Annotated in this window: 18 protein-coding genes and 1 pseudogene; 10 read left to right on the top strand and 9 right to left on the bottom strand. The window is 38.8% G+C overall.

What is annotated here, in order from left to right; translation table 11 throughout:
* Nucleotides 1-236: 236 nt before the first annotated feature.
* From ACOB82_RS00005 to ACOB82_RS00020, 4 genes and pseudogenes are all read right to left on the bottom strand, one after another.
* Complete coding sequence (locus ACOB82_RS00005; RefSeq protein WP_448211234.1) at nucleotides 237-1,106, bottom strand: PKD domain-containing protein; 870 nt, start codon at nucleotides 1,104-1,106, stop codon at nucleotides 237-239.
* Nucleotides 1,091-1,732, bottom strand: coding sequence for a hypothetical protein (locus ACOB82_RS00010; protein ID WP_448210852.1), 642 nt, complete (start codon nucleotides 1,730-1,732; stop codon nucleotides 1,091-1,093). Before ACOB82_RS00010 ends, ACOB82_RS00005 begins: the two co-directional genes overlap by 16 nt.
* A gap of 69 nt (nucleotides 1,733-1,801) precedes the next feature.
* Nucleotides 1,802-1,963, bottom strand: a pseudogene (locus ACOB82_RS00015) (DapH/DapD/GlmU-related protein); the annotation flags it as partial.
* A 356-nt stretch (nucleotides 1,964-2,319) separates the two neighbouring features.
* Nucleotides 2,320-3,342, bottom strand: coding sequence for a glycosyltransferase family 2 protein (locus ACOB82_RS00020; protein WP_448210853.1), 1,023 nt, complete (start codon nucleotides 3,340-3,342; stop codon nucleotides 2,320-2,322).
* Between the two features lie 391 nt (nucleotides 3,343-3,733).
* Between ACOB82_RS00020 and ACOB82_RS00025 the strand changes: the two genes are divergently transcribed.
* From ACOB82_RS00025 to ACOB82_RS00040, 4 genes are read left to right on the top strand one after another with little or no spacing between them, the layout of a single operon-like run.
* On the top strand, nucleotides 3,734-4,522 hold the full coding sequence (locus ACOB82_RS00025; protein WP_448210854.1) for a sulfotransferase family 2 domain-containing protein: 789 nt from the start codon (nucleotides 3,734-3,736) through the stop codon (nucleotides 4,520-4,522).
* A gap of 53 nt (nucleotides 4,523-4,575) precedes the next feature.
* Nucleotides 4,576-5,295, top strand: a complete 720-nt coding sequence (locus tag ACOB82_RS00030; protein ID WP_448210855.1) for a GDSL-type esterase/lipase family protein — start codon at nucleotides 4,576-4,578, stop codon at nucleotides 5,293-5,295.
* Nucleotides 5,292-6,923: a beta-N-acetylhexosaminidase gene (locus tag ACOB82_RS00035; RefSeq protein WP_448210856.1), complete on the top strand. Its 1,632-nt coding sequence runs from the start codon at nucleotides 5,292-5,294 to the stop codon at nucleotides 6,921-6,923. Before ACOB82_RS00030 ends, ACOB82_RS00035 begins: the two co-directional genes overlap by 4 nt.
* Nucleotides 6,924-6,940: 17 nt before the next feature.
* Complete coding sequence (locus ACOB82_RS00040) at nucleotides 6,941-7,867, top strand: hypothetical protein (protein WP_448210857.1); 927 nt, start codon at nucleotides 6,941-6,943, stop codon at nucleotides 7,865-7,867.
* Between the two features lie 9 nt (nucleotides 7,868-7,876).
* Here ACOB82_RS00040 and ACOB82_RS00045 read toward each other — a convergent pair whose 3' ends face one another.
* Nucleotides 7,877-8,170 carry a hypothetical protein gene (locus tag ACOB82_RS00045; RefSeq protein WP_448210858.1) on the bottom strand — a complete coding sequence of 98 codons (294 nt, stop codon included), beginning with the start codon at nucleotides 8,168-8,170 and terminating at the stop codon, nucleotides 7,877-7,879.
* A gap of 167 nt (nucleotides 8,171-8,337) precedes the next feature.
* On the opposite strand from ACOB82_RS00045, the gene ribH reads away from it, so the two are divergent.
* Genes ribH through ACOB82_RS00065 form a run of 4 tightly spaced genes read left to right on the top strand, consistent with a single transcriptional unit; the run spans nucleotide 8,338 to nucleotide 10,698 of the window.
* Nucleotides 8,338-8,802: a 6,7-dimethyl-8-ribityllumazine synthase gene (ribH, locus tag ACOB82_RS00050; RefSeq protein WP_448210859.1), complete on the top strand. Its 465-nt coding sequence runs from the start codon at nucleotides 8,338-8,340 to the stop codon at nucleotides 8,800-8,802.
* A 15-nt stretch (nucleotides 8,803-8,817) separates the two neighbouring features.
* Nucleotides 8,818-9,234 carry a transcription antitermination factor NusB gene (gene nusB / locus ACOB82_RS00055; protein WP_448210860.1) on the top strand — a complete coding sequence of 139 codons (417 nt, stop codon included), beginning with the start codon at nucleotides 8,818-8,820 and terminating at the stop codon, nucleotides 9,232-9,234.
* A gap of 20 nt (nucleotides 9,235-9,254) precedes the next feature.
* Nucleotides 9,255-10,220, top strand: a complete 966-nt coding sequence (thiL, locus tag ACOB82_RS00060; RefSeq protein ID WP_448210861.1) for a thiamine-phosphate kinase — start codon at nucleotides 9,255-9,257, stop codon at nucleotides 10,218-10,220.
* Nucleotides 10,213-10,698 carry a phosphatidylglycerophosphatase A family protein gene (locus ACOB82_RS00065; protein ID WP_448210862.1) on the top strand — a complete coding sequence of 162 codons (486 nt, stop codon included), beginning with the start codon at nucleotides 10,213-10,215 and terminating at the stop codon, nucleotides 10,696-10,698. The genes thiL and ACOB82_RS00065 overlap by 8 nt, the downstream gene beginning before the upstream one ends.
* 98 nt (nucleotides 10,699-10,796) lie before the next feature.
* On the opposite strand, the gene serA is transcribed toward ACOB82_RS00065, so the two are convergent.
* The 4 genes from serA to ACOB82_RS00085 all read right to left on the bottom strand — a co-directional run bounded on the left by serA (nucleotide 10,797) and on the right by ACOB82_RS00085 (nucleotide 15,113).
* Complete coding sequence (serA, locus tag ACOB82_RS00070; protein ID WP_448210863.1) at nucleotides 10,797-12,026, bottom strand: phosphoglycerate dehydrogenase; 1,230 nt, start codon at nucleotides 12,024-12,026, stop codon at nucleotides 10,797-10,799.
* 143 nt (nucleotides 12,027-12,169) lie between these two features.
* Complete coding sequence (gene rpiA / locus ACOB82_RS00075) at nucleotides 12,170-12,826, bottom strand: ribose-5-phosphate isomerase RpiA (RefSeq protein WP_448210864.1); 657 nt, start codon at nucleotides 12,824-12,826, stop codon at nucleotides 12,170-12,172.
* A 60-nt stretch (nucleotides 12,827-12,886) separates the two neighbouring features.
* Nucleotides 12,887-13,516, bottom strand: coding sequence for a 5-formyltetrahydrofolate cyclo-ligase (locus ACOB82_RS00080; protein ID WP_448210865.1), 630 nt, complete (start codon nucleotides 13,514-13,516; stop codon nucleotides 12,887-12,889).
* A 112-nt stretch (nucleotides 13,517-13,628) separates the two neighbouring features.
* Nucleotides 13,629-15,113 carry a peptide MFS transporter gene (locus tag ACOB82_RS00085; protein ID WP_448210866.1) on the bottom strand — a complete coding sequence of 495 codons (1,485 nt, stop codon included), beginning with the start codon at nucleotides 15,111-15,113 and terminating at the stop codon, nucleotides 13,629-13,631.
* A 377-nt stretch (nucleotides 15,114-15,490) separates the two neighbouring features.
* Between ACOB82_RS00085 and galU the strand changes: the two genes are divergently transcribed.
* A complete protein-coding gene (galU, locus tag ACOB82_RS00090; protein ID WP_448211235.1) occupies nucleotides 15,491-16,387 on the top strand; it encodes a UTP--glucose-1-phosphate uridylyltransferase GalU in 897 nt (298 codons plus the stop codon).
* Between the two features lie 191 nt (nucleotides 16,388-16,578).
* Nucleotides 16,579-17,478 carry a sulfate adenylyltransferase subunit CysD gene (gene cysD / locus ACOB82_RS00095; protein ID WP_448210867.1) on the top strand — a complete coding sequence of 300 codons (900 nt, stop codon included), beginning with the start codon at nucleotides 16,579-16,581 and terminating at the stop codon, nucleotides 17,476-17,478.
* Nucleotides 17,479-17,493: the final 15 nt, after the last annotated feature.

The raw sequence follows: 17,493 nt of genomic DNA on the forward strand, positions 1-17,493 counted from the left end.
GTTAGCGAGTATGCTTCTTCGATTAACGGTAAAGGCAATAAATCAGCAAGTGTTTCAACTTGGTTAGGCTTCCAATGATTAATGACATCTAGGGCTTGAGAAACGAGCATAAAAAATCCGATAAACAATGTTTATCGGATTTTTACATACTCAGAAGATCGTTCAATTGATCTGTAAATAAATGCCTAACTGATCGGCATTACCAAAATGGGGCTTTTATTTTTTCATATAAATGTTTAGTAAGTTATTTGTTGTCTTCGCCATGCACTTATCAATAGCAGTAAGAACAAGCTAAACCATGAACTTACACCGCCACCGCTTTCTGCTGTTTTTTTCGGTGGCTGAGGTGGCGGTTCAACTTTGTTTTTAACGGTAATAGTGAACGTTTGGCTAACTGAGTTTACACCATCACTGGCTGAAAGTTGCAGTGTCGCTTCAGTATCAGATTCAACTTCAGGAAACTTTACCTCGAGGGTATTGGTATCAACTCCTGTCATGTTAATTGCTGGGCCAGATATTTGTTGCCAAAGTAAAGTTAGCTCATCACCATTTTTATCTTCAACTTTAGCAGAAATAGTATGAGAAGAGCTTTCTTCAACAGAACTTAAGGGGGAATTGATAGTGATAACAGGCGCAAAGTTATCCTCTATGGTGATTGTTATTTCCTGCTTGCTTGTTTTATCGCCATCACTCACTGTTAGTGAAAAAACTAGTGGTTTTTCCGATTGGGCAGGGGCAATGAAGCTCGCTTTAGCAGAACTAGCATTAATAATTTCAACAGATTCACCGTCAATTTGTTGCCAGAAATAAGTTAACTCATCGTTATCTTCGTCTATGGTATCAGTCGCATCTAGCGTTACTTCGCGTGCAATGACCGCTCTAGGATTTATATTTGTGACAATTTGAGGGCTAACATTAATATCTAGCTTGATAAGTTCATTGCCATAATTAATCCCATTCTTTGTAACAGTTGCGGTCGCAAATAAGGCGCCGTTAAATACGACAATATCTGAAATACGCTTTATCTCATCATATACCGTTTCTAAATTAAGAGCTTTCGGAATTAATTGTTCATTAGTTGTTAAGTCAATTACCCAAGGGTGAATTTGATAAGCTTTGGCGTGATTCTTTTGTGATCATCTTGTAAAGCATTGACTTCGAAGGTCCCAACTCTAACACTTTGATTAGTTGAACCGTCATAAAACCAAAGCTGAAAGCTGTTTACATCAGTACCTTCAATAAAAAAGTAAAGTTTGTCATTGAATACCGTTAGCTCGATAGGGTTAGCACTTAAGTTATTACCATAGGTATCTTTACCTATAACTAAATCGCTAACTAATGCTGCGTTTTTCATGGATTTATCGTAAACCCAAAGTTCGCGGCCATGAGCTTTTGTGTAGGCGTTAAAGTAAAGTTTATCTTGATAAACGGTAAACCCTTTAGGATCAGAACTTTCAATACCTAAATTGATGTCTTGCGCCAGTTGTTGCTCATGGTTACCTAAATTGATCGACCAAAGCTCTGCGCCCAAACCAAGATCATTAGCGCTGAAAAATAACTGTTCATCATAAAGTGCAAGCTCATGAGCGTAGTACAATGTCGGATATTTTGCGGGCGAAATATCATATACGGTTAATTGTGGGGCATTTGCTGCAAAACTATTATTAGATTGACAGTAAAAAAGTATAAAAAGAATTGTAAGTAAATGCCTTGTCAGTACATTTAGGTTCATTTTTCATCCTTGAATAGTTTGATTAAAGCTTGAGTAGTAAAGTTAAATTACGTTGAGTAAGTTTATGCTTTACTTTCTTGATTTCAATACCTTAGCAGGGTTTCCACCAACAACGCAAAAGTCTTCGACATGTTTAGTGACAATAGCTCCTGCGGCAACAATAACGCCATTGCCAATGGTTACGCCTGGCATAATCATAGCGCGTTGGCCGATCCAAACATCGTTGCCTATGGTAACGGGATTTGGTGCTTTATTGCCTTGTAAGCGCATTGGCTTATCGATTTCTGATGTTTCATGGCTTACTGAGAAAATAGCCACTTCTGGTGCCATCATCACATCATCGCCAATGGTGACATCATTAGCTAGCTGGCAATCGCGACCAATAGAGGAGTTATTACCAATCGATAAGTTAACGCCAGTGCCAAAATAGGCACCGCGATTAATATTGAAAGTATCGCCAGTAGATTTAAAAATAGCTTTTGCTAATTTTTCTCTAATAGCTCTACAGGCTTTGCCGACGACTTTCGATTCGTTAGCCGGTAAGTGTTTTACTAACCCATAATACGTTATAAGCGCTAATTTATTGCTCATGCTCTTACTAACCCTTTTTTTAGACAAAATGTTAAAAAAGACAGCACTAGTTTATTCATTTTTATTGCCGTTAAAAATAATGTGAATTTGTAAACGTTTTTACTGTTTGATTGTAAAAGCTTGAATGAGGGCGGCATAGTGCTGTGCATAAATGCTTGTACTTCCTTTAACATGTTATGTTGCAGGTCTTGATCTTTACATGCAGTAATTCGCACTAGTGTTTTCATCAACATATTTATTGATAATGCGGTTAACTTATCTCTTAACTCTGGCGACATATGCGAGGCTTTTTGCTTTAGAAAATAGTTATTAATATTTCCAAGTACCGTTAGCATATCTAAAATTTTAGGGCTAATAGTTTGAGTGATAGAGCCTTCTCGTGTGCGATAATGATAGAGGTTGTCTTCAATAAAACTAATTGTGTTCGCACATGAAAATAGCTTAGGAGTTGTCGCTAAATCTTCATACCATAATCCTTGTGGGAAAGTGATACGGTGCTGGGTAAATATGCTAGTTTTTATTACTTTGTTGCAAGCATTTGGTAGGGCTTGTGTTAATAGCTCAGGTGCACGTTGCAAATTAGTCGCAATAATATTGCCTGTGGTTGGGGGAATATTGCGAATATGTTGGCCTGACTCGGTAATTTCTGTCATACCAAAACATAGGATGTCGCTTGGCTCGGCAAGTAAGGCGTTTGATACTTTTTCAATAGTATCACTAGCAATTAGATCATCTGAATCAACAAACATTACATAATCACTTTTAGTGTGATTGATGCCGAAATTGCGGGCGTCAGACAAGCCACCATTTTCTTTGTGCAATAAAGTGAATAGTGCTGGAGATTTTTCGACGTATTGCTCGGCAATAGCAACACTATTATCCGTACTACCATCATTAATTAGCAGTACGCTGAAGTTATTTTGGCTTTGATTAGCAATACTGTCTAAACATTCAGATAAGAAGGCTTCAACATTGTAAATTGGCACAATAATGGTAATGGCTGGAAGTTTTTTGGTCATTAATCGGTATTTATTCCATCAGCTCTTGTCAATATTGAAGCGATCTTACAGTCTAATTAGGTAAAGCGCACTATTGGTTAATGGTTAAATGATAATATTCATTTCTGTTCGCACAATAACCACATTAATATTTTCATTATCTAGTGGTAAATTAACACTGGCAATACTTGCTATTTAAACCTGTATTTTTTTTAACTAATTGCATGATAAATAAGTAATGGAAATTAACCTAAATCTCTGTATAAACTTTTCGTTATCCCGCTGTTAATCTTATTGAGGCTTTAAATAGGCTATAGAACAATATCGAAATTGTAATAACCTTGTCATGTTTTTGTCACTGGAAAACCGAATAATAAAGATTGATTTTGACATGTCCAAATAGGATGTGGCGGTGATTACAACATTAGATTATGCATTAAAGTTTCAACTTAGGTTGCTAGATTGTCGATTACGCAATAAAAAGCATCAAAAGCTGCGCTCAATTGAAACGGATAACAGCTATTCACTTAAACCATTTGATGATAAAAAAGCAATTTTTATCCATTTGCCCAAGTGTGCAGGTGTGTCTGTTAATAAGGCCTTATTTGGTAACTTAGCTGGTGGGCACCTTACTTATCGTGAATACCAAGCGATTTTGGGTACGAAAACTTTAGATAAATATTTCACTTTTACCTTTGTCCGTAACCCTTGGGATAGAGTGGTATCTGCATATCATTTTTTAAAAAATGGTGGCTTTGGTGCGCAAGATAAACATTGGTTTGACCATAACTTGGGGCATAACCATGACTTTAATGAATTTGTACTTGATTGGTTAACACCTAACAATATTTGGAAAAAGCACCACTTTAGGCCTCAAACACATTATTTAAAGAACCGTCAAGCTCAAGTAGCGTTAGATTTTATTGGTCGAGTTGAAAATATGGCGCTAGATTTTGACTATGTGGCTAAACGGTTAAATTGTGATGTAAACCTGTTAGAAAAATCAAATATAAGCCAGCACCTTGGTTACCATAATTACTTTAGCCAAGAGGCTAAAGAACGAGTTGCTAAAATATACAAACAAGATATTGAAATGTTTGGCTATAACTTTTCAACAACATCTAATAGTCAACAAATAGAGTCGATAAATATCAATAACTCACACAAACAAATACTTGATTACAAATTCCCCATAACATAGACACCTTAGTGAAAAGTACTTATTATCTGCAAAAAAAATAAAAAGTATCTTTTATGTTGTCTATATTTTCATTTCCCAAAATACGCGCTTTGCTTATTCTGATTTTTTGCTTGGGTTTAGCAGCGTGTAACTCAGAAAGCGATAGCCCAGAAACGGCTACTCCTGTTGCTAAAACGTTAGATTGGTGGCAAAAAAGACATCAAGACATAGTCGCTCAAGATAAGTCTGACGTAGCGTTGGTGTTTATAGGTGACTCTATTACTCATCAATGGGAAGAGCCTGAATTTGGTTATCCCATTTGGCTGCAGTATTTTGCCCATTTCAACGCGTTAAATATGGGCTTTGATAGTGACAAAACACAGCATGTGTTATGGCGAGTGCAAAATGGTGAACTTGATAATATGTCACCAAAATATGTCGTGATCATGATTGGTACCAACAATGTAAAATCAGATAGCTCAGCAGATATTGCTCTGGGAATTGAAGCGATTGTTAATGAAGTGCTAAAGCGTCTACCAGAAACAAAAATTATTCTACATCGAATATTCCCTCGTGGAGATGCAGAAAACCCAGCCCGAGAGATAACAGACGAAGCCAGCGCCATTGCTCAGAAAGTTTTTAGTGGAGAACCTAGGGTTATTTTCGCTGATATCAATGCCTATTTTGAAGACAATAATGGCAATGTTCCAACCGACATTATGTATGATTCTGTACACCCAACAACTAAAGGTTATCAAATCTGGGCAGATGCTTTGTTGGACTATATTCAATGAATTCTTTAAGCAAAGTTGTCATTTCTTTATTATTACTAAGTGGTTTGATTGGTTGTAACAATAACTCAAAACAAAATGTTGTATCAGTTATTCCGCAGGTAAATGAAATAGCAGCAAGCACAGAAACTTTAAGTCTTGACGGCGATTTTGTTATATATCCTATGACTGATGATGCGGAGATTTTAACTCATGGTCAAAACCTTGCTAAATTCGTTAATCAATATACGCCATATTTTGCTCATACCGTTGAAGGTAAAGCTTTAGCTGATTCCAAGTTAGAAAATGCTATTGGTATTTATTTAGCAAAGTTACCGCAGGGTAATGCAGAATATTTGCCTAGGGAAGGGTACACTCTCGAAATTAAACAGGATGGTATTTTTATTCGAGCTGAGAATACATCAGGTATTTTTTATGCTATTCAATCGCTTAAGCAAATATTGCTAAACGATGTGGTTGATGATGAATTACAAGGGCTTTTAATAGTTGATCAACCTGCATTTCCATACAGAGGTTTGATGTTAGATGTGAGTCGCCATTTTTTTAGTGTAACTGAAATTAAAAGTCTGCTCGATATTATGGCGTTGTATAAACTTAATAAGTTTCACTGGCATTTAACAGATGATGCGGGCTGGCGCATTGAAATTAAACAATTACCGTTGTTAACTGAAATTGGTTCGTACCGACATGAATCACAAGTTGAAAAAAACTATGATCCATTTATTGGTGACGGTGTTCCACACCAAGGTTTCTATACTCAAGAGCAAATTCGCGATATTGTCGCTTACGCTCAGGCACGTCATATTGAAGTTATCCCAGAAATTGATATGCCAGGGCATGTGCTGGCTGCATTGGCTGCTTATCCAAAGTTAGCTTGTACTGATGGTCCATTTGAAGTTTCGGGCCGCTGGGGTATTCATCGAGATATATTGTGTCCTAATACCGCAACTTTTGAGTTTATTGAAACAGTGTTGTCCGAAGTAGCAACGATATTTCCATCTCCTTTCATTCATATAGGTGGTGACGAAGTACCAACTACTCGATGGCAGCAAAGTAAAGTCGCTCAAGAATTCATTCAGAAACATAATTTATTTAATGAGGCAGGACTTCAAGGCTACTTTTTTGAATTTATGAATGAAGTTCTTATAAAAAATGGCAAACAAGCCATTGTCTGGGATGAAACACTAGAAAAGTCGATATCATCAACAACAACGGTAATGGCCTGGCGCGGCCAGCAATGGGCAATTGATGCGTTAGAGCAAGGCCATCAAGTAATTTTAGCGGTTAAAGATTACAGTTACTTTGACTACTATCAAGGCGAACATAGCCAAGAACTATTAGCTCAATGCTGTTCCATAACCTTAGAAGATGTTTATCATACACCGGTCGAGTTTGAAGACACAACTTTAACAAAATCAAATGTTTTGGGTGGACAAGCGCAAATGTGGACAGCATTTATTAGCGATTATCAGCATTTGGAATATATGTTGTTGCCAAGAATGTTAGCTCATTCAGAAGTTTATTGGACCAGCGAGAATGAAAAATCCTGGGATCATTTTAAATCAAAGGTGGATAAGCATATTCCACTGTTTGAAAAATTAGGGATGAATTACCGTCCGTTGTCGCAATAAGGTAAGGTGTTTTCGTAGTGCATAAGAAACTTTATTTAGTATTGTTATTAGGAAGTTTACTTGCCGCCTGTGGTGGCAATGATACGTTACAAAGCTGTATTGGTGTAGAACCGGCTGTTAAAAAAGGGGATAGTTTTTTTAGTGATTCTGTCAATCATTTGCCGATTAACACGATTACGCAAAGGCCACTCGCTATTGCTTGCCACAATTGTTATGACTACAACCAAGCATCTGTTGGAGCTTCATTAAGTATTATTGAACAGGCAACATTTCAAGGTGCTGATATGATTGAATTGGATATCGTTCTTGGTCGTGAAGATAGTGGTGTGTGGGTCAACCACGGAACTAATGGCGTTTTTATTTCATTGGCTGAATTACTTAGCTCAAACTATCTTAAGCAAGCACCACAAATGTTGTTTTTAGAACTTAAAGGTAATCATTATACCGAAGAGCAACTTCGACAGTTTTTAAGACTTATTAACTCTTATCGAAATGAAAATGACACAGTGATCTATGCCAACCCAAAGCGCACTCTTGTATTAAGAAGTTTCGCAAACTTTGATGATTTATCCAAGCTAAGAAATACGTTGTTGGAATCAGAGTTTTCAGAAATAAAACCACATATAAGGTTAAGTAAGTTGTTAGAGGTGTCTTCATTACCTACTTTATATAATAAAATTGAACATGCGCATCAATGCGGCATTCATATGGTTGAATTAAGTGCAGAATTAGATACAGATGTCTTAGTTGAAGCAAGCCATTACGCTAAGTCTTTCGGTTTAGGCTTAAATGTATTTACTATTTACCCATGGAATTATCACTTCTATTTAAAAAAATTATCATCATACCTTGATACATTAACGGTTGAATCTTTTAGAGTTGATCCAGAATTAATAGGAGATTCGAATATATATCAAGATATTAAAACATTATTTGAAAATTAGCTCAGTAACTTATTGAGTATAAACTTTGATGGCCTTATCAAGGTATTTTTGGCTGTATCGCAAGGATAACGGACGCATAATACCCAATAACCCCAACAGTGATAAAGCAACAGTTATTATCAAAAACAGCCATTCTTGTCGCGCAAGCATTAAAAAAGGAGGGATAAGTAGGATTAATTTAATCAAGTTTAAACTCAGTTTTTCAGGAACGGAAAAGTATTGCTGAGTTAATACTAAAATTTGCTGTTTGTCTGCTGTGCTAAACTTGGCAAGTTCTTGAATTTGATTCGATGAAAATTTCATAATAACTTCTTTGATTATGTTGATAACCAAATTTTACCGGAACTGCTAATGAAAGCCTATCCAAAAAATATTCCATCAAACATTTTTACAACCTTAAATAAACCAGTACCTAAAAACGGCAAATTTTGTTAGAATCGCGACAATTTTTTATCTAAGGTAATTTAGAAATGAACGTAATTGAAGGTAATTTTGAAGCGAAAGGCAAAAAATTCGCTATTGTTGTCTCACGTTTTAACGACTTTGTTGTAAATGCATTATTAGATGGTGCCGTTGATGCACTCAAGCGCCACGGTAGCGTTAATGATGAAGATATCACGGTAGTAAAAGTGCCTGGTGCTTATGAATTACCGTTAACTGCGCAGAAAGTGGCTGCCAAAAATGAATTCGATGCCATTATCGCATTAGGTGCGGTAATTCGTGGTGGTACTCCGCACTTTGATTTTGTTGCCGGTGAGTGTAACAAAGGTTTAGCACAGGTTGCGTTAAATGCATCTATTCCTGTGTCATTTGGCGTGATTACCACAGATTCAATTGAGCAAGCGATTGAGCGTGCCGGTACTAAAATGGGCAATAAAGGTGCTGAAGCAGCCCTTGGTGCTTTAGAAATGGTTAACGTATTAGCTAAGCTTTAATACAAGGACTTGAGTGTGAAACCTACTCCTAGAAGAAAAGCACGTGAATTGGCGGTTCAAGCAGTTTATTCATGGCAATTAAGTAATAATTCAGTGGCTGATGTTGAAGCGCATTTCTTAACAGAAAATGCTAAACGTCGCTTTGATATTGAATACTTTCAGCAATTATTACTCGGTGTAACTGGCAATTTAACAATGCTAGATCAAGCCATAGAGCCACATGTTGATCGTCCGTTAGATGAAATAGATCATGTGGAAAAAGCCATTTTACGCACAGCGATTTATGAATTAAGCGACTGTAAAGATGTGCCTTACCGTGTGATTATCAATGAGGCAATTGAGTTAGCTAAAGCGTTTGCTGCTGACGATAGCCATAAGTTTGTTAATGGTGTTTTAGATAAGATCGTTAAAGACTTTCGTCCTAACGAATAATCAAATAATACACATTGATAATGAAAGAGTTTGATTTAATTAAACGGTATTTTGCCGAGCAACCGGTTCAACGTAAAGATGTGTTAATTGGTATTGGTGATGATTGTGCCATTGTCGCACCTGACGGTAAACACCATATTGCCATTACCACAGATACGCTGGTTGCAGGCGTCCATTTTTTTGAAGATGCGCCAGCAAGAGCGATTGGCCATAAATCTATTGCGGTTAGTTTATCTGATTTAGCGGCAATGGGGGCTGAGCCAAGTTGGATATCATTAGCGATAACCTTACCTAATATTGATGAAAGCTGGGTCGCTGAATTTTGCGCCGGTGTTTTTGAGCTAGCAGAATATTACAATGTTCAGCTTATTGGTGGAGATACCACAGCTGGACCATTAAGTATTACGGTTACCGCTCAAGGGCTAACATCTTTAGACACTAAATTAACTCGCTCAGGTGCTCGTCAAGGTGACTGGATTTATGTTACTGGCGAACTAGGGGACGCTGCATTAGCGTTGCAGCACCTACAGAAAAAGGTGGATATAAGCAGTACATACCGTGAAGGGCTAATTACTAAACTTCATTACCCTAAGCCGCGAGTGTTAGCTGGTCAGTTAATTAAAGAATATGCCTCAGCAGCAATAGATTTATCTGATGGTCTTATTGGCGATATTGCTCATATCTGCAATGCATCTAATGTTGGTGCTAACTTAGTGCTTGATGCGTTACCTAAATCAACAGCGTTGGTGGAAACCTTGGGGCTTGAACAAGCAACTAAAGTAGCGCTAGTTGGTGGTGATGATTATGAGCTGCTATTTACTGTAGCTGAAGATAACAAGGTCGGGGTAGAGACGGCACTAAACAATGCGGGCATTAAACATACCTGTATTGGCCAATTAAACGGTACTGGTAAAGTAACCACCACATTAAATAGCCAAGCTGTTAAAATCGACGTTAAAAGCTTTGAGCACTTTAGCCATGACTAAAGTGCCTGCGCATAAGCTATTTAAACTGGCAAACCCAATACACTTTTTGGCCGTCGGTTTTGGCTCTGGACTTGCGCCTAAAGCGCCTGGTACTTTTGGCACATTAGCCGCTATTCCAGTGTTTTGGTTAATGGCTACCTACTTATCACCAAGCACTTACCTTTGGCTGACGCTAGTTTTTACTATTGTTGGTATTAGTATTTGTGGCAAAGCAGCTGAATCAGTTGGTGTCCATGATCATGGCGCTATTGTTTGGGACGAAATTGTTGGCTATTTAATTACAATGGCCTTTGTACCAGCAACGCTACTTAATATCGTGCTGGGTTTTGTATTGTTTAGAATATTTGATATTTTTAAACCTTGGCCGATCTCCATTGCCGATAAAAAGCTTGGTGGTGGTTTCGGTATTATGTTTGATGATGTACTTGCCGGTATTGCCAGTTTAATCATCATGCAGATTTATCTAGCTTACGTTTAGCATGCCAATGTTTAGCATACCAACATAAAGCCCTAATATTTTCCCAATAAAAAAACGAGCATTAAGCTCGTTTTTTTATTGTTAGTTCTAGCCCAGAACTAGTGCAAAATACGGGCGCGAATGGTGCCGCTAATTTGCTTTAATTCTTTTAACGCTACTTCACTGTCTTCCGTTTCTACATCAATAACTACATAACCAATTTTATCGTCGGTTTGTAAATATTGAGCAGCGATATTAACGTTATGTTTGGCAAACGCGTTGTTAATTGCTGTTAACACACCCGGTTGGTTGTGGTGAATATGCAATAAACGCGAAGCGCCAGCATGCCCCGGCAGTGACACTTCAGGGAAGTTAACTGCTGATAATGTTGAGCCATTGTCAGAATATTTTGCGAGTTTACTCGCTACTTCTAAACCAATGTTCTCTTGCGCTTCCTGTGTGCTGCCACCAATATGCGGTGTCAAAATAACATTATCAAATGCACGGAGCGGCGAGATGAATTCTTCGTCATTCCCTTTAGGTTCAACTGGGAATACGTCAATAGCAGCGCCACCTACTTTTTTCGCGCTAAGCGCTTCAGCAAGTGCGTCAATATCGACCACTGTACCACGCGAAGCATTAATAAAAATTGCGCCTTGTTTGATAACTTCAAATTCTGCAGCGCCGATCATATTTTGGGTTTGCGGCGTTTCAGGCACATGCAAGGTAATAACGTCAGACTCTTTTAGCAGTGAAGTTAATGAAGAGGCTTGGCTGGCGTTACCTAATGGCAATTTGGTTTCGATATCATAAAATCTAACCTTCATACCTATGGTTTCAGCCATAATACCCAATTGCGTACCAATGTGACCGTATCCGACAATGCCTAATGTTTTGCCTCTGGCCTCAACTGAGCCCGCCGCAGACTTATTCCACTCACCACGATGCGCTTGGGCATTTTTTTCTGGAATGCCACGCAATAATAATAAAATTTCACCCAGTACTAATTCAGCTACTGACCGAGTATTTGAAAATGGCGCATTAAATACTGGAATGCCGCGTACTTGTGCTGCACTTAATTCCACCTGATTGGTACCGATACAGAAACAACCAATGGCGACTAGCTTTTTAGCATGGCTTAATACGTTGTCAGTTAACTGAGTGCGAGAGCGAATACCAATAAAGTGAACATCTTTGATTTTCTCAATCAAATCTTCCTCGGCTAACGAGGTTTTGATGTATTCAATATTGCTATAACCTTGAGCTTTTAATTCTTCTAATGCGCTTTGGTGGACACCTTCAAGCAGTAGGATTTTAATTTTTTCTTTAGCTAGAGACTTCTTATTCATGGCTTCGCTTCGCTTCATTATCGTGTAAAGGGTGTAAACAGTATATTTAGGGCGTTTAGATGGCTAGATACCCAAAGTTATATAGGTAAACTACCATATAGTGTTAAAACTCTAAAGTGTTTATTTCAGTTAGTTTAGTCTGGTTAAAAAAACTCTTTTACACCTTCTGCTGTGCCAAGCAATAATTTATCTGCGCCACGGCAAGCAAACAGGCCGTTAGTAACTACACCAACAATGGCGTTGATCGCTATTTCTGTAGCTTTAGGATCTAATATTTTCATATTGTGTACATCTAAAATGACATTGCCGTTATCGGTAACTACACCTTGACGGTAAACAGGGTCGCCACCTAATTTAACCAACTCTCTAGCTACGTAGCTACGGGCCATAGGAATAACTTCTACAGGTAAAGGAAAAGCGCCAAGTACGCCGACACGTTTTGACTCATCAGCAATACAGATAAACTCTTTGGCGACCGCGGCAACAATTTTTTCGCGAGTAAGGGCTGCACCACCACCTTTTATCATGTGCATATGCTCAGTGATTTCATCAGCGCCATCTACGTATACGTCTAGCTGATCAACACTATTTAAGTCGAACATTTCAATACCATAGGCTTTAAGCTTTTCAGTCGATTGCTCTGAGCTTGAAACTGCACCTTTTATTTGATCTTTAATCTCAGCTAACGCATCAATGAAGTGATTGACTGTTGAGCCAGTTCCCACGCCAACAATACTGTCTGGTTTTACGTATTTGACTGCGGCCTGGCCGACTAATTTTTTCAATTCATCTTGCGTCATAATTATTCCTGAAATACAAAGTGGTATCGGGCAATTATAACGTACGATAAAACTTTCTGGCTACTGAGTTTTATTGTTTGCCAGTATAATTCGGCTCGGGGTGATAATTACGGGTAATGGAACATCCCAGCTTTCAGTAGGGATTTGCACTAACTCTTGGCAGTCGTGAGCAAGACCAATTAAGCTTGGGTTCGGGTTAGCTGTTGACTGGCAGTTGTTTAGCTGCCCAAGCGTTCTATCATAAAAGCCGCCACCCATGCCTAATCGATGGCCGCGATTGTCAAACGCAACGAGAGGTGTGCAAATGACGTCAATGTCGCTAAGAGGTACCAAATTAGTGACATCAAGTTTCGGCTCAGGAATATTAAATTGATTCAACTGCATTACAGAGTCTTTTTGGTAACGTAGAAAAATCAAAAAGCCTTTATTTACTGGGTGTAGTACCGGCAGTACCACTTGAATATTTTGTTGCCAAGCCCAGCGGATCAGGGGGAGAGTATCTAACTCCCCATCATTTGCTAGGTATAAGGCTATGGTTGAAATACCTGTTAATTTGCCACTTTTTTCTATTTGTTTCACAAGGCTTTCAGCACACTCAGCTTGGAATGTTGCAGAAAGTTGGCTACGACGCTCACGCACTTGTTGACGAATAAGTTGCCTATTATTTACTTGCTGAGAATCTGCCACCATTAACTACGTCCACTATGTTTGGTAAGTGACTTACCACCGATTAAGATCAAAAAAGCTAGCACGAGGCTAGCTTTTTTAGTGGTTTTGCGCAAGGCGTATTCAACAAGAGCAATTAGTTATGCTTTTCTTGTGTACCTTCGTGAGTCGCCGTTACTGCAATTTCTTCAGAAATAGCATCATCAATATTTTGTGGACGAGAGTCCTCCGCACCGTGCATCCAATCAACTAGCTTACCGCTAATTAACCATAAGATTACACCAGCGATAAAAGCCATAATCGCAACGCCTAAAAACGCTGAGAACGGGCCAACATCACCAACCATTTGACCAACGGCCGCAGCTGCATAATTACCAACACCAGAGAAGAAGAACCACATACCCATTAATAGCGAAGTGTACTTCAGCGGTGCAAGTTTAGATACTAGTGATAAGCCAATCGGCGATAAGCATAGCTCACCCATGGTATGGAACATGTAAGCTAATACTAACCAAATAATACTTGCTTTAGCTGTTTCGCTATCACCAATTTGAAGTGCAGCCATTACCATTGAGATAAAGCCTAATCCTAGGAAGAACATACCCAAGGCAAACTTTTTCGGTGAATTAGGCTCAGCTTCGCCCATTTTTAACCAAATAGCGGCAAACATTGGCGCGAATAAAATAACAAATATTGGGTTAACTGACTGTAACCAAGACGCTGGAATTTCGAAGCCCATCACCATAAGATCGGTTTTTTGCTTGGCGAATAAGTTCATAGAACCTGCCGCTTGTTCAAAGCCTAACCAGAAAATAATGGTGAAGAACGACATGATTAAGATAACTTTTACGCGGTCACGCTCTTGTGGCGTTAATGGTGCATTTGATGCTTGTTGGTCGCCGCTAGTTTTTTTCGCTGCGGGCTCAACACCAACATTGCCTAAGAATTTTTGCGACATTGACAGTTGCAATATAACACCGGCTAACATACCAACACCTGCGGCTAAGAAACCATATTGGTAGTTAATTTTTTCTCCGATTGTACCAACAACGAAATAACCTAAAATAGAACCTAAGTTGATACCCATATAGAAAATGGTAAAGGCTGCATCGCGGCGTTTATCACCTTCTTTATATAAATCACCAACCATTGTCGAGATATTTGGTTTGAAGAAACCGTTACCCATGATGAGTAGGAACAAACCAAGGTATAAGAATTCAATTTCTAAACCAGGTATTAAATGGTGAGGTGTACCTAAAGAAAATTGGCCAAGTGCCATTAATACACCACCGACGATGATGGCTTTTCTTTGTCCCCAGTGATTATCAGCCATCCAGCCGCCAAATACTGGTGTTACGTATACCCAAAAGGCATAGAATCCCAAGATGCCAAGGGCGTTCTTATTCAACGCGTTTGTTAGTTGGTTTTGAGCGTCAGGTGCACTTGGATCAATACCGAAATACGCCATGTCCCAACCAAAACTGCTGGCAAATGCCACTAAATAAAGTACAAAGATACCGCGCATACCGTAGTAGCTCATGCGCTCCCACATCTCGGTACCAAATAAAAGGAAGAGTCCTTTCGGGTGACCTAAAAAGTTACCCGTACTAGGGTTATTCATATAATTATCCTTTCCTATTAATCATGATAAAAATTAATACAGCCCGTGTTATACCTTTGCTGGCAAAGAAAGGCAAGGTAAGAAAGTTGAGTGTTGTGAAATATCAGATGAAATAATTCACTGAGTATTTAATCTAAAAATAGTGTTGAAATAACCTCGAAACATATATCGTTTAGGCTTGTTAAAATATCGATAACTGAAGGTTTTTCAGCTGTTAACCCTACCGTCAAAGCCAATTGTTGGTTATGATGATTAGCTTAAAATTACCTAACGCATGCAAAACAGAATATGATTTGAACTTTTGGCTCCAATGCTGCGTGAGTAATGTGACAACAAAAAAAATTATTAATAGACAAGGGAATACTATGGCTTCAAATATGGCTCCAAAGGTTAGAAAAGCGGTGATTCCAGTTGCTGGCTTAGGCACAAGAATGTTACCGGCAACCAAAGCAATTCCAAAAGAGATGTTGCCGATTGTAGACAAGCCACTTATCCAATACATAGTCGATGAATGCGTTGCTGCAGGCATTAAAGACATTATTTTAGTGACTCACTCTTCTAAAAACGCCATAGAAAACCATTTTGATAAATCGTTTGAATTAGAAACTACGCTTGAAAAGCGTGTTAAGCGTCAGCTATTAGATGAAATTCAATCAATTTGTCCAAAAGATGTAACGATTATGCATGTGCGTCAGGGGGAAGCTAAAGGCCTTGGACATGCGGTACTTAAAGCACATCCGCTGGTTGGCGATGAACCCTTTGTTGTGGTGTTGCCGGATGTAATTATTGACGATGTATCGGCTAACCTAAAAACCGAAAACCTAGCTGCGATGATTCAGCGCTTCCATGCTTCTGGCCATAGTCAAATTCTAGTTGAACCTGTGCCAATGGAAAAAGTGAGCAGCTACGGCGTAGTTGATTGCGGTGGAGCGAACCTTAACGAAGGTGAAGTGGCTCCTATGACTGCCGTTGTTGAAAAGCCACCAGTTGATGAAGCACCGTCAAACTTAGCGGTTGTTGGTCGTTATGTGTTATCAGCACCTATTTGGGATTTGCTTGAATATACGCCGCCGGGTGCTGGCGATGAAATTCAATTAACTGACGCCATTGCTAGTTTAATGAAACTAGAAACAGTGGAAGCGTTTCATATGACGGGTAAGTCTCATGACTGTGGTTCAAAAATGGGCTATATGAAGGCGAATGTCGAATATGGTTTACGTCATCCAGAGCTAAAAGAACGCTTTGCCGACTATTTAAAATCGTTAGCGCTATAATACAAATCCACTAACTTTTCCTAAGACCTATAACAATTGGTAATTTAATAACTATAAGTTATAAGAAAGCTGATTGTTATATGGTTCACTTCAATTTTCTATGACAGAATAAGCCAATATCGCTGCGTTAGGCATGACATTTGTGCAATAGCATGATGCTTTTTCCATATTAAATGACGAATCATTAAATTATGAATTTAACACATTTACAAAAACTCGAAGCTGAGTCTATCCATATCATCCGTGAAGTTGCGGCTGAATTTGATAAGCCGGTGATGCTTTATTCGGTGGGTAAAGACTCGGCAGTGCTATTGCATTTGGCGCGTAAAGCATTTGCGCCGGGTAAAATTCCATTTCCGTTATTACACGTTGATACTGATTGGAAATTTAAAGAAATGATCCAATTTCGCGACCAAATGGCGGAAAAATATGGCTTTGAGCTATTAGTGCATAAAAATCCTGACGGGTTAGCCATGGGCATCAACCCATTTGAGCACGGTAGCGCAAAACATACTGATATTATGAAAACGCAAGGCTTAAAGCAGGCGCTAGATAAGTATCAGTTTGATGCGGCATTCGGTGGTGCTCGTCGTGATGAAGAAAAATCACGCGCTAAAGAACGTGTATACTCGTTTAGAGATAAAAATCACCGCTGGGATCCAAAAAATCAACGTCCTGAGCTGTGGAATATTTACAACGGTAAAGTTAACAAAGGCGAAAGTATTCGCGTATTCCCGCTATCAAACTGGACCGAGCTTGATATTTGGCAATACATTTACTTAGAAAATATCGATATTGTCCCACTTTATTTAGCAGCAGAACGTCCAGTAGTTGAGCGCGACGGCGCGTTAATCATGGTGGATGATGAGCGTATGCCACTTGGCGAAAACGAAAAGCCGCAAATGAAAAAAGTACGCTTTAGAACCCTTGGCTGTTACCCATTAACTGGCGCAGTTGAATCAGAAGCGGCGACTTTGCCAGATATTATTCAGGAAATGTTATTAACTAAAACCTCTGAGCGTCAGGGGCGAGTTATTGATCATGACTCATCTGGATCAATGGAAAAGAAAAAAATGGAAGGCTACTTCTAATTTTTAACGCATTTA

This window comes from Colwellia sp. MEBiC06753, assembly GCF_053470325.1.

Coding starts and splice junctions, on each gene's coding strand:
- galU (WP_448211235.1), top strand. CDS start 15,491: ATGGCTCCAAAGGTTAGAAAAGCGGTGATTCCAGTTGCTGGCTTAGGC.
- ACOB82_RS00030 (WP_448210855.1), top strand. CDS start 4,576: ATGTTGTCTATATTTTCATTTCCCAAAATACGCGCTTTGCTTATTCTG.
- cysD (WP_448210867.1), top strand. CDS start 16,579: ATGAATTTAACACATTTACAAAAACTCGAAGCTGAGTCTATCCATATC.
- ACOB82_RS00080 (WP_448210865.1), bottom strand. CDS start 13,516: ATGGTGGCAGATTCTCAGCAAGTAAATAATAGGCAACTTATTCGTCAA.
- ACOB82_RS00020 (WP_448210853.1), bottom strand. CDS start 3,342: ATGACCAAAAAACTTCCAGCCATTACCATTATTGTGCCAATTTACAAT.
- ACOB82_RS00045 (WP_448210858.1), bottom strand. CDS start 8,170: ATGAAATTTTCATCGAATCAAATTCAAGAACTTGCCAAGTTTAGCACA.
- ribH (WP_448210859.1), top strand. CDS start 8,338: ATGAACGTAATTGAAGGTAATTTTGAAGCGAAAGGCAAAAAATTCGCT.
- ACOB82_RS00010 (WP_448210852.1), bottom strand. CDS start 1,732: ATGAACCTAAATGTACTGACAAGGCATTTACTTACAATTCTTTTTATA.
- ACOB82_RS00035 (WP_448210856.1), top strand. CDS start 5,292: ATGAATTCTTTAAGCAAAGTTGTCATTTCTTTATTATTACTAAGTGGT.
- rpiA (WP_448210864.1), bottom strand. CDS start 12,826: ATGACGCAAGATGAATTGAAAAAATTAGTCGGCCAGGCCGCAGTCAAA.
- serA (WP_448210863.1), bottom strand. CDS start 12,026: ATGAATAAGAAGTCTCTAGCTAAAGAAAAAATTAAAATCCTACTGCTT.
- ACOB82_RS00065 (WP_448210862.1), top strand. CDS start 10,213: ATGACTAAAGTGCCTGCGCATAAGCTATTTAAACTGGCAAACCCAATA.
- ACOB82_RS00085 (WP_448210866.1), bottom strand. CDS start 15,113: ATGAATAACCCTAGTACGGGTAACTTTTTAGGTCACCCGAAAGGACTC.
- thiL (WP_448210861.1), top strand. CDS start 9,255: ATGAAAGAGTTTGATTTAATTAAACGGTATTTTGCCGAGCAACCGGTT.